The organism is Pantoea sp. SGAir0430 (assembly GCF_043549295.1).
Window position 1 is genome coordinate 575,324 of the sequence record NZ_CP039428.1, and the last position, 16,517, is coordinate 591,840.

The window sequence follows — 16,517 nt, forward strand, 5'->3', positions numbered from 1 at the left end:
ATGACACATCCTCACGGCATGCTGTTTGTCGCCACCAACGTCGCCGCTGAAAACGAAGCTGATTTCAATCAATGGTATGACCATGAACATGTCGCCGAGCGCGTCGCCATTGACGGCTTTCTCAGCGGCACGCGCTATCAGGCGCTGGAGGCTGAACGCAAGTACCTCGGACTGTATGAAACCCGCTCGCTGGAAACCTTCACCAGCGCCGATTACTACGCCGCCTTCACGCGCCAGACGCCGTGGTCGGTTAAAAACCTGGAGCGGATGATCGAACCGATGCGCCGCGTGTGCGCCATCACTCAGCAGCACGGTCAGGGCAGCGGCAGCCACCTTGCGGTGCTGACGCTACAGGCTGGCATTGAAACTGCAACGCTCAACGCCTGGCAGCAGCAGGTTGCTACGGTGCCGGGCTATATCGCCTCGCGCTTACTTACGCCGGACACCACGCTGAGCACGCCGCTGCCGCAGGAAGATCGGGCGCAGCGTGCCATGCAGCCGATGCTGCTGCTCAGCTGTTCGTGCGCCGATGCCTGCCAGACACTGGCGGCGGCCGCGTCACAGGCGCTCAATGCCCGCGCTGAATTTTATGCGCTCAGCTGGCAGCTCACTAAACAGGAGATGGCTCATGGCGAATACTGATTCTACTCTGCCGCACGCCGCGCGTGCCGCAGCAGGGAAAACCCACACCGGCCGTCTTGCTGCGGCCAGCTCCATCGGCACCGCGCTGGAGTGGTACGACTTTACCGTTTACAACATCATGGCGGCGCTGGTGTTTAACCATGTGTTTTTCCCCAGCTTCGACCCGCTGGTCGGCACCATTCTGGCGTTTTCAACTTACGCGGTCGGTTATGTATCACGTCCGGTGGGTGGTTTTATCTTTGGCCATCTCGGGGATGTCGCCGGACGCAAGGCGGTCTTGATCACCACGCTGGTGATCATGGGCGTGACCACGGCGCTGATGGGCATGCTGCCCGGTTATGCGCTATGGGGCATCTGGAGCCCGATTCTGCTGGTGGCGCTGCGCTTTGTGCAGGGCATCGCGCTGGGCGGCGAATGGGCCGGCGCGGTGTTGCTCTCCATGGAGCACGGCGAAGCCAGTAAGCGCGGGCGTAACGCCTCGTTCGCCCAGGTCGGGCCTTCCTGCGGTACGCTGATTGGCACCGGCTTTATCACTTTAGTGACGTTGTCACTCAGCGGCGAACAGTTTCAGGAATGGGGCTGGCGCATCCCGTTCCTGCTCAGTCTGCTGCTGGTGATGTTTGGCCTGTGGCTGCGGCGTGGCGTGGAAGAAACCCCGACTTTCGTGGCGATGCAGCAGGCGGAGAAAACCAGCCACACCCCGCTGAAAGAGGTGTTCCTGCGCTATCCACGTGAACTGCTGATCGCCGGCGGCTCGCGCATCGGCTCTGACGTGCTGTACGCGCTGGTGGTGGTGTTCACCCTGACATACGTCACCACCGTGTTACAGCTGCCGCGTCCGCTGGCGCTGATGGCGACGATGGTCGGCGCGATTGGCAACGCGTTGACGGTGCCGCTGTTTGGCGCGCTGTCCGACCGCCTCGGCCGCCGTCCGGTGTACATTGCCGGCGCGCTGCTGGCTATTGTCTGGTCGTTTGTGTTTTTTGTCCTGCTCGACAGCACTCAGCCGTGGCTGATTGTGCTGGCGGTGGTGATTGGCCTGCTGATTCACGCCATGATGTACGGTCCGCAGGCGGCGTTTGTCACCGAGCAGTTCCCGAGTCACGTGCGCTATGCCGGTTCGTCACTGGCCTATACGCTGGCCGGCATCATCGGCGGCGGTTTTGCCCCGCTGATCATTACCTCGCTGTATAAAGAGCTGGGCAGCACGCTGTGGGTGTCGCTATATGTGACGCTGGCGCTGGCGATCACCCTGTTTGCCTTATGGAAAGCCAAAGAAACCGCGCACCAGTCGCTGTAATCACCTCTGGCGAAGGATCGCCACCTTTTATCAAATATTCATGTGCAGCGCCGGTTCACTCTGCGGCGGCTCGGTCGAGATTTGCGGCAGCGGCAGCGGTCGTCCGATGTAGTAACCCTGAATGGCATCGCACGCCAGCTCCTGCAGCTGCGACATTTGCACCGGCGTTTCCACGCCTTCCGCGGTTACCGAGAGGGAATAGGCTTTGCCGAGTCCAATCATGTTTTCCACCACCTGGCGCGCCTGGGGCGAATCGGCCAGCGGAAAAATAAAGGATTTATCGATTTTGATGCCGTCGAACGGGAAGGCGCGCAGGTAGCACAGCGACGCATAGCCGGTGCCAAAATCATCAATCAGAAATCTCACCCCCAGCGCTTTTACCGCCTGCATCACCGCCAGGGTTTTATCCGGATCGCTCAGCAGCGCGTTTTCCGTGACTTCAATTTCCAGCCGCTGGCTCGGCAAGCCGCTGAGCTGCAGCACCCGGGTGATGCGTTCGGCTAAGGCGCTATCCTGCAACTCGCTGGCGGAAATATTCACTGAAACCGCCATTTCCGGCCGGTAACGGGCGATATCCTCGCAGGCATTGAGCAGCACCCAGTCGCTCAGTGCGCTGATCAGGCCGGTCTCTTCGGCCAGCGGAATAAACTGATCGGGCATCAGTAAGCCCAGCCGCGGATGCTGCCAGCGTACCAGCGCCTCGACCGCGCTGATGTGCTGCGCGATCAGGTCATAGCGCGTCTGATACACCAGCCGCAGCTGGTTCTCCTGCAGCGCTGCGCGCAGCTCATGCTCCATTTCGCGCCGCTGCACAATTTTCTCTTCCATGTCACGGTCGAAAAATATCCACTGGTTGCGGCCGCTGTTTTTCGCTTTATACAGCGCGATGTCGGCGAAGCGCAGCAGATCGCTGGCGTTGTCGGCATCCTGCGGGGCCAGCGCGATGCCGAGACTGCCGCCGATGTGGATGTCGTTGTCGTACACCGGGAACGGCAGATTGAGCTGGGCGATGAGCTGCTGACACAGCGCGTCGACCTGCTCGCGGCTGCCCGCCTCCGGCAGAATCACCACAAACTCATCGCCGCCGAGCCGCGCCACCAGGCCGTTGCCGTTGAGCGTGCGCCGGATACGATCTGATACCGCATGCAGCACCTGATCGCCCGCCGCATGACCGTAGAGATCATTGACCGGTTTGAATTTATCCAGGTCGATCATAATCATCGCCAGTAGCGGCTGCGCCGGCAGCGGCAGGCTCAGCTGCCCCGTGAGGAATTCGCGCATCTGCACGCGGTTGGCCAGTCCGGTCAGTTCATCGAAGTGCGACAGATAGTGCGCGCGCGCCTGCGCTTCAACTTCCAGCGTTACGTCGCTGGCGCTGCCGCGAAAGCCGCTGACGCCATGCGCCAGGCTGACGCGCTTGAGGGTCAGATTGCAGTAGCGCGGCTGATGCTGAGCGGAGAGATAGCGGCAGCCGTTCAGCGTAAGCTGACCGCCAGAGTCTGCCAGCTGCAAAAGCCGGGCGCGCTGGTGTTCATCGCACAGCAGGAAATCCAGTAGCGTGCGCTGCAGCCACTCCTCGCTGGTAAACCCGGTAACTACCGGGAAACGGCCGGAAACCCAGCTGAAGCGCAGCTGTTCGTCCATCTCCCAAATCCAGTCGGTGGTAATTTCGGCGATATCACGGAAGCGGCGTTCGCTGGCGCTGAGCGCCCGCTGGCTTTGCGCCAGCAGCAGCGTATTTTCATCATTGAGCTGCGCTTTACGCAGCGCGTTGCGCATCAGCATGATGGCGCCATACAGCGTGATTAGCATGGCGATCACCAGCAGCGGCAGCAGGGCGGTCAGCAATTTACCGCCGGGGTTGCTGCTGGTCCAGCGCAGCGTGGCGTCATGGCCGTCGGCGGCGAGGCGCAGGCTTTCCGCCACTGGCGCGCGGGGTGCAGCGAATTCCACCCGCAGCGCGTTGATGCCGTATTCATGCCCCAGCTGCAGCAGCTTGTCCGGCGTCAGGCGATCGGCAAAGATCATCAGCGATGGCGGGCCGGGCTCCTGCGGCACGCTGTTATCGCCACCGGTGGTGATCCATGCGGCGCACAGCAGCACCAGTTGCTGGTTTACCACCTCAAAGCGCGACAGCGCCTTACCGTCATTGTGCTGTAACTGCTGACGCAGCGCGGGCAGTTGCTGGCGACCGAGCCAGTCGGTGAAATCGCGTTGCTGCAGCTGACCGTCGATCACGCTGTAAACCGTATCGCCGCGCGGCGCGATGACAAACACGCCCTCGTAGGCAAAGGTCTGGAACAGCGACTCACCCAGATTCTGCCGCGTCCACGCCCAGTCAGTATTCAGCGTGCGGTGCAGGTTTTGGTAGGCTTCGCCCCATTCTGCATTATCGGAGAGGTGAAACTGCATCACTTCCTGACGCGTCTGCAACGCCTTCTCCAGCAGCAGGCGGTTTTGCCGCGCCTCCTGCTGGTTGAGATCGCTGGCGATAAAGCACAGCGTCACCAGCGCCACCATAAAGGAAAGAAAAATCAGCAGCACCATCAGCAGCATCGGCTGGCGCATCAGTCCGCGCATCCGATCATCGGTCGGGAAATCCATCAGTGAACGTTTCGCCATCATAGACTTATCACAAACCAGTAAAATGATATTTCATAAGTACGTTATGAGTATCGGCATGACTGCGCCGAACCTGGGCGAAAAAGTAAAAAAAGCGTGAGCGGAGCGGCAAAAACAGATCGCATATTCGGCCAGAAGCCCGACGATGCCGTGGCGCAATCAGATCTGCATAAGGTCTGTTAATAAAAGGCCCTGCCGCTGCGTTTGCACCAGGGCAATTCGGCGAGTGCCGGTAAATTTTTCCCGTTGCGCTAATAGCTTAGTGTTTATTTAAGAATTATGACTGTGAATATATTACAGCCATAATTTATCAGAGCATGATTTAACGTTCAGGCTGGCAGAGTTTTATCTTTAATTAATGCTGCGTTATCCAGGACTATTCTTGTTGAGTGTAAATCTTTGTCAGTGCTAATTTGCTGAAACCCATCTGCTCCTCTTTCCAGAGACCACTTATGCAACCACGTATCACGCATCTTGATGGCATGCGCGGATTAGCGATCCTGCTGGTGATTGCTTATCACGCCTATGCCCGCTGGCCCGAACTGTTGCCGTATGCCGCCACTACCCAGCATATTCCGCTGCTGGCATTTGGCTGGGTCGGCGTGCAGTTGTTTTTTATGATCTCCGGCTTTGTCATATTTATGACGCTGGATAAATCGTCCGGCTACCTCAGTTTTCTCAAAAAACGCTGGCTGCGCCTGTTTCCGGCGATGCTGATAGCCAGTCTGCTGCTGTACGTTGCCGGCGGCTTTTTTCCGGAGTGGTCGCTGATGACACCGGAAAGCCGCAACCTGCTGCCCGGCCTGATCTTTGTTAATCCTGAAACGCTGACGCAACTGACCGGCATTGAATTCCGCTCCATGGCCGGATCGTTCTGGTCTCTCTATGTTGAAGCGCTGTTTTATCTGATTATTGGCGCGGTTTATTTTACCTTTGGACGTAAATATTGTCTGCCGGCGCTGATTGTGCCGATGTTATTACTTTCCGCCTCATCGGTATTGAAATCACTCGGCCATCCATTATTAATCGATGTAATTTCAAAATTCGGTTTTATTCACTATGCCTGGTTTATGGTCGGCTGTCTGGTTTATGAACGTCTGCACGGGCGCGATAAACGTTATCACTACGCGCTGACCGCGCTGGCCTTGCTGATTAATTTCAGCTACTACGTTAAAAACAGCGGCGTGGTCGCCGTGGTGCCGCTGTTACTGGTAATGCTGTTTTTTATCGCCAGCTTTTATTCCAGACAGATTGAGCGCTGGCTTTCCCTGCGCTTTTTCACCGCCATCGGATTTGTCAGTTACGCACTGTATCTGATTCATGAAAATTTAATGATCGCGATATTGATTAAGCTTAATGGCTATATCAAAAATGAGGCGGTGATGACGATGCTGCCGGTGGTGGTGGCCAGCGTACTGTATTACGTTGCCTGGCTGATCAGTAAATATGCCGAACCGGCGCTGCGTAATGCGCTGAAGTGGAAGCGGCAGCCCGCGCCGCAGGCGGGCAGTGGGCTGTAAACGCGCGGGAGCCAGCGCTCCCGCGTACGCTGTCACACATCCAGCCGGTGAATGACGTTCACAAACTCGTGTACGCCACTGTTGATTTCCCGCAGGCTGCGCGACAGCACGCTGATCTTCTCCTGTTCGGTCACCACAAATTGCCTGACCTCATCCAGCTGCTGATACATCTGCTGGATCAGGTCGGCATTTTGCTCCACGACCACGGAAATCTGTTTGGTGGCGCTGGCGGTCGAGGCCGCCAGGCGGCGTACTTCACCTGCCACCACGCTGAAGCCACGTCCGGCCTCGCCGGCACGCGCGGATTCGATGGCGGCATTCAGTGCCAGAATGTTGGTCTGCGAGGCAATCAGGTTGATGGTTTCCACCACGTCGCTGATGCTCCTGGCTGAGGCGGTGAGCTGCGCGCCAATTTCGGCGGCGGCATTCACCTGCTGCGCCACCAGCCCGGAGTTACGCACCGTTTCATCCAGCACTTCATTGGCGTTATCGGTAATTTGTGAGGTCTGCTCAGAGGTGGTCAGCGCGATATCCGCCACGCGCTTCGCCGCCTCAACGCGCGCGGTGATATCCGAGGCGATCTTAATCACTTTGTAGACCTTACCATCGCCGTCAAACACCGGGTTGTAGCTCGCCTCCAGCCAGATGCGCTCGCCGCTGGCGGTCTTACGTTCAAAACGACCGACAAAATGCTGACCGTTGCCGATTTTGCGCCAGAAGTCCGGATTCTCGCGGTAGAAATTGTCGAAGCAGAACAGGCGATGATGCTGGCCGGCGATGGCTGGCAGGGTATAGCCCATGTGGGTGAGGAAGTTGGCGTTGGCGGTAATGATGTGACCGTCCGGCGTGAATTCAATCACCGCCATTGATCGGTCCAGCGCCGTTATCACCGCCTCTTTATGTTCCAGCTCCTGATGGCGGGCGGTGATGTCGCTCGCAACCTTGATCACTTTGTACACTTTGCCGCGCTCATCGCTCACCGGAAAATAGGTCGCGCTGAGCCAGAAGCGCTGATGCTGCTTGTTGAAACGCTCAAAAATGCCGTTCACCGATTCGCCGGCGGCCAGCGTTTGCCAGAAGGCGTAATAGTCGGAAGACTGGCTATAAGCAGGGCTGCAGAAAATCCGGTGATGCTGTCCCTGAATTTCATGCAGCTGATAGCCGGTGACCTGTAAAAATTGTGCATTGGCGCTGAGGATTTCACCGGCCGGTGAAAACTCAATCCACGCAACATGCTGCTTTATCGCTTCAATATCCTTAGCAACGTCGCCACTTTTGGCAAATGGCAGAGAAAGGCTCGATTTTTTCACCCCGAACATGAGAGACCTCAGGCGCTTGGTATGCTGTTGAACGAAATGCAGGCGCAGATGCGCGCGTGCTAACGCATTCGGCGCGTCCAGTGGACGGCACCGCATGATTTCCCCGGTTGTCCATTACAGCCGTGCCACAGGCACAGGCTGCTGTCTCGCTGCGCACCGATGTGTGCAGGTGGGGTGTGTAATAGTGTTACCTGCCTGATGTTGTTACAGCGCAAGCTGAAAGCTGATTTTGCTATGCAACTTTGATTATCGACCGTGGCGTTAAAAATGTGAGAAAAAAGTGATCAACGCCGCGCGTGCGGGTAACAAAAGTGCCCGGCAGACTTGTTAAAAGATGCATGTTAAATGTATGTTAATGCCCGAGACGTGACGTAATCAACGCCCGATGACGGGTTGGAGAAAAACCACCATGACGACCGCGCTGTGCCAGCTGTTAAAACTGCAGTATCCGCTGATTCAGGCACCGATGGCCGGTGTCGCCACGCCGCAGCTGGCCGCAGCGGTATCCAATGCCGGGGCGCTGGGATCGATTAGCGTCGGCGCGGTGACGCCGCAGCAGGCGGCAGACATGATTGCCCACACCCAGGCACTGACGAGCGAGCCGATCAACGTCAACGTATTTTGTCACGCGCCGGCAAGGCGGGATGCCGCGCGCGAGGCGGCGTGGATCAGCCGATTCAGCCCGCAGTTTGCGCAGTACCAGACGGCGCTGCCGCCAGCGCTAACGGAGATCTATCAGAGCTTTTTGCACAATGAGGCGATGCTGGCGGTACTGGAGCAGGCGCGGCCGGCGGCGGTCAGTTTCCATTTCGGCCTTCCCGATGCCACGGCCATCGCCCGGCTAAAGCAACGTGACATTGTCACGCTAGCGACCGCCACCAGTCCGCAGGAAGCGCGGGCAATTGCACGCAGCGGTATCGATATCATTGTGGCGCAGGGTTATGAAGCCGGTGGCCATCGCGGCCATTTTGATCCGGGCGCGCCAGACCAGCAGCTTTCGACCGTTGCGCTGGTGCAGGCGATTCGGCAGCACACCACGCTGCCGGTGGTGGCAGCGGGCGGCGTGATGGACGGTGCCGGCATCGCGACGATGATGAAACTCGGTGCCAGCGGTGTACAGCTCGGTACGGCGTTTGTGCTGTGTCCGGAGTCGGCGGCCAGTGCGGCCTATCGTCGCGCGCTGCTGGCAGCTGGCGAGCGTGGCACGGTAATGACGGCGGCGATCTCCGGGCGTCAGGCGCGCTGCGTGCGCAACGCATTTTGTGAATTGTGCCATGACGTAAAGCCGGAGGAGATTCCCGACTATCCGCTGACCTATGCGCTGGGAAAAGCCCTGGCGGCGGCGGCAGCAGCGCACGGCGAGGACGGCTTCGGTGCGCAGTGGGCGGGTCAGGGGGTGGCGCGGGTGCGCGCGCTGCCGGCGGTACAGCTGGTGGAGACGCTGGTTGCAGAGTGGCAGCAGGCATAAAGCAGGCTGCTGCCACGTATTCTAACGTTACAGGCCGAGCGCGCGCGTTACCGCTTCCGGCATTGACGGACGCCCATTGGCGAGACAGGTGGCGACAAACGTGGCCTCGGCATACACCACGCCGTCGACCTTGATTTGCTGCACGAAGTTCACGCGATTGCGCTTCTCGTTCTGCTCCAGCGCGCAGGTGACTTCCACCTTATCGCCTTTCACCAGGCTCTTGCGGAAGCGCAGCGTGTACTCCAGCACCATGTAAATCTTGCCCTGACTGAACTCTTCTTCAATGTCGATACCCAGCGCCTCGCGCATGTAAGCGTGGCGCGTCCACTCCATGTAAAACGGGTAGTACAGCCCGTCGACCACGCCCTGAAAATCGATATGGCTTTCATCTACGTCATAGTGCTTTACGAACATTTTTGCATCCTGATAAGCGCGTTATGCGGTGAGGCAATGGGTATACCGCAGAATGACGCCGCGGGAAAACGGCAAGATGTTGCAAAGTAATTCCACTGTCGCCTGACGGAATGAATGCTGGTATTTTCCCGTGCTGCAGCAGAAACTGACAGCTGCATCACATATCCATAATCAACTGGCTACCTTTTTGTGACAAATCACGCAGCCCGGACACATTTTTCTGCGCAGGGTCGCGCGGCCAAACATAATGGTTTTACTATGTACACACATGTTGTACAGAGTAAAACAATAACACTGGCCGATTTGCGTTAAGCCATGACTCTGTGAGGAACTCTATGTCTGACAAGATAACCCGCGCGGCCGCTGTGCCCGATATTGAGCAGCAGACCGTAAAACGCGTCATCTGGCGCATTCTGCCGTTCCTGATCGTCTGCTATCTGATCGCCATTATTGATCGCGGCAACATCGGCATGGCGTCCCTGCAAATGAATGAAGACCTCGGGCTGAGCAAAGCGGTGTTTGGCCTGGCCAGCAGCCTGTTTTTTGTTGGCTATTTTCTGTTTGAGGTGCCAAGCAACCTCGCGATGCAGAAGATTGGCGCCAAAATCTGGATTTCGCGCATCATGGTGACCTGGGGCATTGTCTCGGTGTGCACCGCGTTCGTCAGCAGTGCGGAAATGCTGTACGTGCTGCGCTTTCTGCTGGGCGCTGCCGAAGCCGGCTTCTTTCCCGGCGTGATCCTATATTTGACTTACTGGATTCCGGCGAAATATCGCGCGCGCGTGATTGCGACCTTTATGGTGGCGATCCCGGCAGCCAACTTTATTGGCTCGCCGATCTCGGGCGCAATCCTGACGATGGACGGCTGGTTCGGCCTGCGCGGCTGGCACTGGCTATTTATCATCGAAGGATTCCCGGCGATTGTGCTGGGGGTGCTGGCTTTCTTCCTGCTCAGCAACCGTCCGGAAAATGCCCACTGGCTTACCAGCGAACAGCGCAACTGGCTAAGCGGCAAACTGGCTGAAGAGAATGCCCAGCGTAAAGCAATTGGTCATATCACCCTGTGGCAGCTGCTGCGCCACAAGCATATCTGGGTGATGGCGCTGATTTACGCCGGCGCGTCGGCAGCGGGTTCGACGCTGAGCGTCTGGTCACCGCAGCTGCTGAAATCATTTGGTCTGGATAACTTCACCACCGGTTTGATGAATGCGATTCCGTACGGTCTGGCATCGATTCTGATGATTGTCTGGGGCCGCAGCTCTGACCGCAGCGGTGAGCGTCGCTGGCACACCGCGCTGACGCTGTTCCTGATTGCCGGTGGACTGCTGGCGGCGTTCCTGACCGATACGCTGGCGGGCAGCGTGGTGATTCTGTCACTGGTGCTGATTGGTGCCTACTCGATGAAAGGGCCGTTCTGGGCGCTGGCCTCGGGCTGGATGTCCTCAACCACCGCAGCGGCCGGTCTGGCTGCTATCGGCGCGATGGCCAACCTGATTGGTGGCGGGCTGATGGTGAACGTTTACGGCATCATTAATGAGAAAACCGGCAGCCATGCGATGGCGATGATTCCTCTGGCGCTGCTGTGCGCGGCGGGAGGGATTGCGGTATTGCTGATGGGACGCAGCAAAAAGCTGCACGTTGAAGCGGAACAGCCGGTGGCCAGCACCGGGAAATAATCTCATGAGCCTGTGCCAGGGAGGGCACGCATCTGGCTCATCACGTCTGACGTTATCCTGCTTTCATCCTTTAAAACATTCGTTTCCCGATGCGCCACAGCACACCGGGAAACGCGGCGTTATTATCTCTGCTCAGCGCTGCGCTGGCGCCACGGATCTTTCACCATGGCAACCGCCAGTGCGCCAATCATCAGGACTGCTGCCACCGCCAGCAGCGCCCACATAAAGCCGCCGGTAGACTGACGCACATAGCCGATCAGCGACGGGCCGAAGAAGCCGCCGAGATTACCAATCGAGACAATCATGGCTAAGCCGCCTGCCGCGGCATTGCCGGTTAAAAAGCCGGAAGGCAGCGCCCAGAACGAGGCCTGAAACGCCAGAATACCGCTAACGGTGCAGCACAGCGCCAGCATTTTGATCACCGGCGCATCGCTCAGCGCGCTGCACATCAGGGCTAAGGCGGCGATCACCAGCGCGCCGCTGATCCAGCGAATGCGGTGCGCAGACGCATTGGCGCGGCGCGCCCACACCAGCATGCTCACCGCACCGCAGACATAGGGCAGCGCGGCAAGAAAGCCGGTTGCCGTATGGCTCACACCGAGCTGTTTGATGATTTGCGGCATCCACAGTCCCACGCCGATCGAACCCACAATGCCGCAAAAGTTAATAAACGCCAGCAGATACAGCAGCGGATTGCGCAGCGCGTCGCGCATCTGGGAACCGTGCGTTGCCGCGATTTGCTGCTGCTCATCGGCCAGCCGGCGGCTCAGCAACTGCTGTTCACGCGGTGCCAGCCAGCGCGCTTTCTCCGGCCGGTCGCTCAGCACAAACAGGCACATGACGCCGAGGATCACCGCCGGTAAGCCTTCAATCAACAGCAGCCACTGCCAGTTACGGATATGCTCATGGCCGGTGATCTGCATCAGCGCGCCGGAAATCGGTGAGCCGATGATATTGGCCACCGGAATGCCGACCAGGAACGCGGCGGTGATTTTGGCGCGCCAGCTGCCGGGAAACCAGTAGGTAAAGAACAGATAGATGCCGGGGGTAAAGCCGGCCTCTGCTACGCCGAGACAGAAGCGCGCAACGGCAAAGCTGACGGGGCCGCTGATGAACGCAGTCGCCATCGAAATCAACCCCCACGAAATCATGATGCGCGCGATCCAGATGCGCGCGCCCACTTTTTGCATGATCAGGTTGCTGGGAATTTCAAACAGGAAATAGCCGATAAAAAACATGCCCGCGCCGAAGCCAAACTGTTCGGCGGTGATGCCGAGATCGGCGTTCATGCCCAGCGCGGCAAAGCTGACGTTGGTGCGGTCAAGGTAGCTGACCACATAGCAGATAAAGATAAACGGCAGAATGCGACGAAAGGCTTTGGCGGCCGCCTGCTCACTGTCCTGGAAATCCTGTTCGCTGAGCGTTTCATGGCGGGGTGGCACCGCAGCCGGCTGAGCCGGCGCAGGGCTGGATGTTGAGTGCAGGGTCATAGTAATCTCCGGTGCGTTCGGATGACGCAGAGTTGTAGTCAGAGAAACGAGGTATCGATGGCCGGCAACGCGCGGCCTGGCGTGTTCTGGGTGCAGGTCAGGATGCTGCCGCTGACCGATTCGGTGATAAACAGCTGGTTAAGGTCGGCCCCGCCGAAGCACAGGTTGGTGGTGGAGCGACCCAGCGGACTGAGCAGAATCTCTTCCGGTTCAGCCAGATCGTTAAGACGCCAGACGCGCCCCAGGCCGGGATTGGCGATCAGCAGTTCGCCGCGCTGATTGATGGTCAGCCCGTCCGGCCCGCTGGGTCCGTGCGAGGTAAAGAACAGTCCAACTTTGCTTACCGAACCATCCGCCAGCAGCGGCACGCGCCACACGCAGTTGCCGCGCGTCATCGCCACGTAGAGGATTTTCTCATCCGGCGACAGAACCAGGCCGTTCGGGCTCGGGCAGTTATCCAGCAGCAGATCCAGCCGGCCATCCGGGCTGAGCCGATAGACGCGTCCGCTGGCATCGTGAAGCCCGGTCTGGCCCTGATCGGTGAAATAGAGATTGCCGCGGCTGTCGGGGGTTAAGTCGTTGACGCCGCGAAAGCTTTCGCTGTTACGCCGCGTCAGCCACGGCGTGATAGTGGCGCTGCTGATTGACAGTTTCATCAGGCCGTTACGGTAATCGGTGATGATCAGCGTGTCCGGATCGGTCAGCTTCATGCCGTTGGGCTCACCGTCATACTGCACCACCAGCTCCCAGTTGCCGCTCATATCGACGCGAAAGATGCGGCCATAGGGAATGTCGGTGACATACAGACAGCCTGAGGGATGCCACACCGGGCCTTCAAGAAAGGAGTCGGTAAGCTGGCCGCCGCGATTGGCGGCAGCCCAGACATTGCCGGCGTCCGGCCGGCGAAACGCTTCAGGCAGGCGCGAAAACAGCGTTAACTCGCGCACCTCCGGTACGGTGAGCACGGTCATGATACCGCCTCCTGCTCCTGCAGAACCTGCAACGCGTTGCGCGCGGCACCGGTGCCCATGCGCACGTAAGCATTGTCGCTCACGCCGCCAATGTGCGGCGTAATAATCACGTTGTTGAGCGATTGCCACAAATGCGGTGCAGTCAGCGGCTCGCTGGTGAAGCTGTCCAGCCCGGCGGCACGCAGCGTGCCGTTTTGCAGCGCGGTCGCCACCGCCTGATCGTCAATCAGTCCGCCGCGCGCGGTGTTGACCAGAATCGCGCCAGGCTTAAAACGGGCGAGGGCGGCCGCGTTGATCATCTGGTGATTGCTGTCCGTCAGCGGACAGTGCAGCGACACCACATCGGCACGGCTGTACAGTTCATTCAGTGATTCAACCGCTTCACAGCCAGCCGGCAAGGTTTGCGCATAAGGATCGTAGGCCAGCACCTGCATACCGAAGGCCTGGCCGATGCGCGCCACGCGGCTGCCGATGGCGCCCAGACCGACCAGGCCGAGTGTGCGTCCTTCCAGCTCCAGCGACTTATGCTGCGCTTTATCCCAGTGTCCATCGCGCATCCGGCGGTCCAGCTGCGGCACGGATTTAGCACAGGCGAGGATCAGCGCCCAGGCATGCTCCGACACGGCAGCGGCATTGGCACCCACTGCCGCGCGGACCGCAATCTGGCGTTCCGCCGCTGCCTGCTGATCGATAACGTCAATACCGCTGCCGTGCTTGGAGATCACGCGCAGCGCCGGCGCGGCGTCCATGATGCGCCCGTTAATTTTGCCGTAGCGCACAATGATCGCCTGAGGGTTATGGCGCTCACACAGCGCGATCAAATCGGCTTCCTGCGGCTGGCGTCCGGCATAAATCAGCTGATAGTCCTGCAGCAGCTCGACGGCTTCAGCAGCCAGGTCGCTGCCGGTGATGAGGATAGTTTTTACGTTGCTCATTACAGAGATTCTCCTTCTGCTAACATACCTGCCGCGCGCAGGGCACCTTCCAGCCAGCCCGGACGCAAATCGCCCTGCTTAATACCCGCGATGCGGCGCGTTTCGGCGTCCAGCTTCTTCGCCGCCAGGGCAATGATGCGTTCCACATCCTGTTTAGCGATCACCACCACGCCATCGGCATCGCCGACCACCAGGTCGCCCGGCTCAATCGACGCACCGGCCACTGACACCGGATGGTTCACGCGTCCGGGAATACTTTTGGTTGGGCCGCTCGGGTTGAGGCCGGCCGCAAACACCGGATAGCTGCCCTGCGCGAGGGCGTCAGCATCACGCACCGCGCCATCAATGATGATGCCGGCGATGCCGGACGCTTCGGCCTGGGTAGCCATGATTTCACCCAGCAGCGCGCAACTGATGTCGCCTTTGCCGTCCACCACCAGCACATCACCCGGCTGGGCGATAGCCAGCGCTGCGTGAATCGCCAGGTTATCGCCCGGACGCACTTCCACCGTGATGGCCGGCCCGGCGACTTTCATCTGCGGCGACAGCGGCTTAACGCGGCCATGCAGGGTGCCGCGACGACCGGCGACATCGGCCAGAATCGCCGCCTGGAATGCGGCGGCCTGGCTGACGGACAGGGCGCTGACGCGCTCAATGTTGCGGTTGATCAGGTTATTTACAGAGACAGACATAATTCACCTCGTGGTTTGTTTTACCTGGTACAGCAATGTTGTACAATATAAAACAACTATATCGACGATCTGACGCCGCATGCCAGTGTTACGAAGGTGTTTGTGATGTAAACACGATGTGACTCACAGTTTTCAGGTACACTCAGGACGGCACAAATCAGGAGGAAAAAATGGGAAATGAAGGCGTTAATGCGGTGGAGAAGGCGTTGTCGCTGCTGGATTGTTTTAAGCCGGGCGAAGAGAGCCTGTCGCTGACTGCGCTGTCGCAGCTTTCCGGCTATCACAAAACCACTGTCTATCGTCTGATGAACTCGCTGGAAAGGATGGGCTATGTGGTGCGCAGTGACAGCGGGGTCTACACGCTCGGCCCGCGTCTGTTATACCTCGGCAAGCTTTATGAGCAATCATTCCATCTGGCCAGCGTGGTGCAGCCGGAATTGCAGGCGCTGGCAACGGCGACCAACGAGAGCGCCAGCTGGTACGTACTGGATAACGGCCAGCGTCTGTGCCTGTTTCGTGCTGAATCGTCTGATGGCCTGCGTCATACGCGCCTGCCGGGGACGATTTTTCCGCTCGATAACTCAGCCATCAGTAAGGTGCTGCGTTTCTGGGGCATGAATGAAAATCTCTTCGATGCGCTGCCGTCGCTGCCGATATTCAGTTCGGGCGCGCGCGATCCGCACATCGCGGCCTTTGCCGTACCGGTATTCGCCGAAAATGACCGGCTAACCGCTGCGCTGGCGCTGACCGGTCCGGTTTCGCGTCTGACGCTGAATCGCAAAGATGAAGAGTTAGGCGTGTTGATGCGCGAAGCGGCTGCACGCCTGTCAGCCAAACTGGGTGCGCGCAAAGCATTTTGTGATGCGGTTTATGCGGCCAAATAAGGCTGCGCATTAATCACTCACCGGCGGGCCAGCAGGCCTGCCGCACTCCTTCGGATTTTTTAAAGCAACACCTCAGTTAATGCTGTTTTCCCTGCTGCGCTAAGCCCGGTATACCTTGCGGAAACCAATTAAACGCTGGCAGGCACCATGAGCACCCATACCCGCATCCGCAAATTCAACACCAAAGATACCTATCCTAATCAGTCGCTGGACAACGACCTGTGTCAGGCCGTGCGCGCCGGCAACACCGTTTACGTGCGTGGCCAGATTGGCACCGACTTCGAAGGCAACCTGGTGGGGCTGGGCGATCCGGCAGCGCAGGCCGAGCAGGCGATGAAAAACGTGAAGCAACTGCTCGAAGAAGCGGGCAGCGACCTGTCGCACATCGTGAAAACCACCACCTACATCATCGACCCGCGCTATCGCGAGCCGGTGTATCAGGTGGTCGGCAAGTGGCTGAAAGGCGTGTTTCCCATCTCCACCGGTCTGGTGATCTCGGGACTGGGCCAGCCGCAGTGGCTGATGGAGATCGACGTGATTGCGGTGATCCCCGACGACTGGCAGCCGCAATAAGGAGCGCCGCA

14 protein-coding genes are annotated in these 16,517 nt (G+C 58.9%); 7 read left to right on the top strand and 7 right to left on the bottom strand.

Annotated features, from left to right (window positions below; genetic code table 11):
• Both E7738_RS21690 and E7738_RS21695 read left to right on the top strand, forming a co-directional pair.
• Positions 1 to 642 (top strand): hypothetical protein, encoded by a 642-nt coding sequence (locus E7738_RS21690; protein ID WP_394516439.1) that lies wholly within the window; start codon positions 1 to 3, stop codon positions 640 to 642.
• Positions 629 to 1,942 (top strand): MFS transporter, encoded by a 1,314-nt coding sequence (locus E7738_RS21695; RefSeq protein ID WP_021509513.1) that lies wholly within the window; start codon positions 629 to 631, stop codon positions 1,940 to 1,942. Before E7738_RS21690 ends, E7738_RS21695 begins: the two co-directional genes overlap by 14 nt.
• A gap of 30 nt (positions 1,943 to 1,972) precedes the next feature.
• Here the strand turns inward: E7738_RS21695 and E7738_RS21700 are convergent, their stop codons facing one another.
• Positions 1,973 to 4,567: a bifunctional diguanylate cyclase/phosphodiesterase gene (locus tag E7738_RS21700; protein ID WP_394516440.1), complete on the bottom strand. Its 2,595-nt coding sequence runs from the start codon at positions 4,565 to 4,567 to the stop codon at positions 1,973 to 1,975.
• A 449-nt stretch (positions 4,568 to 5,016) separates the two neighbouring features.
• Here E7738_RS21700 and E7738_RS21705 point away from each other — a divergent pair, with 449 nt between their 5' ends.
• Complete coding sequence (locus tag E7738_RS21705; RefSeq protein WP_136545543.1) at positions 5,017 to 6,084, top strand: acyltransferase family protein; 1,068 nt, start codon at positions 5,017 to 5,019, stop codon at positions 6,082 to 6,084.
• A 32-nt stretch (positions 6,085 to 6,116) separates the two neighbouring features.
• On the opposite strand, the gene E7738_RS21710 is transcribed toward E7738_RS21705, so the two are convergent.
• On the bottom strand, positions 6,117 to 7,403 hold the full coding sequence (locus E7738_RS21710) for a methyl-accepting chemotaxis protein (protein ID WP_215800954.1): 1,287 nt from the start codon (positions 7,401 to 7,403) through the stop codon (positions 6,117 to 6,119).
• A 409-nt stretch (positions 7,404 to 7,812) separates the two neighbouring features.
• Here E7738_RS21710 and E7738_RS21715 point away from each other — a divergent pair, with 409 nt between their 5' ends.
• Entirely contained in the window at positions 7,813 to 8,871 is a 1,059-nt protein-coding gene (locus E7738_RS21715; RefSeq protein WP_159377760.1) for an NAD(P)H-dependent flavin oxidoreductase, read from the top strand.
• A 27-nt stretch (positions 8,872 to 8,898) separates the two neighbouring features.
• On the opposite strand, the gene E7738_RS21720 is transcribed toward E7738_RS21715, so the two are convergent.
• Positions 8,899 to 9,285, bottom strand: a complete 387-nt coding sequence (locus E7738_RS21720) for an acyl-CoA thioesterase (RefSeq protein WP_021509508.1) — start codon at positions 9,283 to 9,285, stop codon at positions 8,899 to 8,901.
• Between the two features lie 335 nt (positions 9,286 to 9,620).
• On the opposite strand from E7738_RS21720, the gene E7738_RS21725 reads away from it, so the two are divergent.
• Positions 9,621 to 10,961: an MFS transporter gene (locus tag E7738_RS21725; protein WP_021509507.1), complete on the top strand. Its 1,341-nt coding sequence runs from the start codon at positions 9,621 to 9,623 to the stop codon at positions 10,959 to 10,961.
• Positions 10,962 to 11,083: 122 nt separating this feature from the next.
• On the opposite strand, the gene E7738_RS21730 is transcribed toward E7738_RS21725, so the two are convergent.
• From E7738_RS21730 to E7738_RS21745, 4 genes are read right to left on the bottom strand one after another with little or no spacing between them, the layout of a single operon-like run.
• The gene (locus E7738_RS21730; RefSeq protein ID WP_058770551.1) at positions 11,084 to 12,451 is read right to left on the bottom strand and encodes an MFS transporter; all 1,368 of its coding nucleotides are present in this window, start codon (positions 12,449 to 12,451) and stop codon (positions 11,084 to 11,086) included.
• 38 nt (positions 12,452 to 12,489) lie between these two features.
• Complete coding sequence (locus E7738_RS21735; RefSeq protein WP_021509505.1) at positions 12,490 to 13,422, bottom strand: SMP-30/gluconolactonase/LRE family protein; 933 nt, start codon at positions 13,420 to 13,422, stop codon at positions 12,490 to 12,492.
• Positions 13,419 to 14,357: a hydroxyacid dehydrogenase gene (locus E7738_RS21740; protein ID WP_394516441.1), complete on the bottom strand. Its 939-nt coding sequence runs from the start codon at positions 14,355 to 14,357 to the stop codon at positions 13,419 to 13,421. Before E7738_RS21740 ends, E7738_RS21735 begins: the two co-directional genes overlap by 4 nt.
• Positions 14,357 to 15,049, bottom strand: a complete 693-nt coding sequence (locus E7738_RS21745) for an RraA family protein (RefSeq protein WP_338671309.1) — start codon at positions 15,047 to 15,049, stop codon at positions 14,357 to 14,359. Before E7738_RS21745 ends, E7738_RS21740 begins: the two co-directional genes overlap by 1 nt.
• Before the next feature lie 170 nt (positions 15,050 to 15,219).
• On the opposite strand from E7738_RS21745, the gene E7738_RS21750 reads away from it, so the two are divergent.
• Together E7738_RS21750 and E7738_RS21755 are read left to right on the top strand one after the other, a co-directional pair.
• Complete coding sequence (locus E7738_RS21750; protein ID WP_021509502.1) at positions 15,220 to 15,933, top strand: IclR family transcriptional regulator; 714 nt, start codon at positions 15,220 to 15,222, stop codon at positions 15,931 to 15,933.
• A 147-nt stretch (positions 15,934 to 16,080) separates the two neighbouring features.
• On the top strand, positions 16,081 to 16,506 hold the full coding sequence (locus E7738_RS21755) for a RidA family protein (protein WP_021509501.1): 426 nt from the start codon (positions 16,081 to 16,083) through the stop codon (positions 16,504 to 16,506).
• Positions 16,507 to 16,517 lie beyond the last annotated feature (11 nt).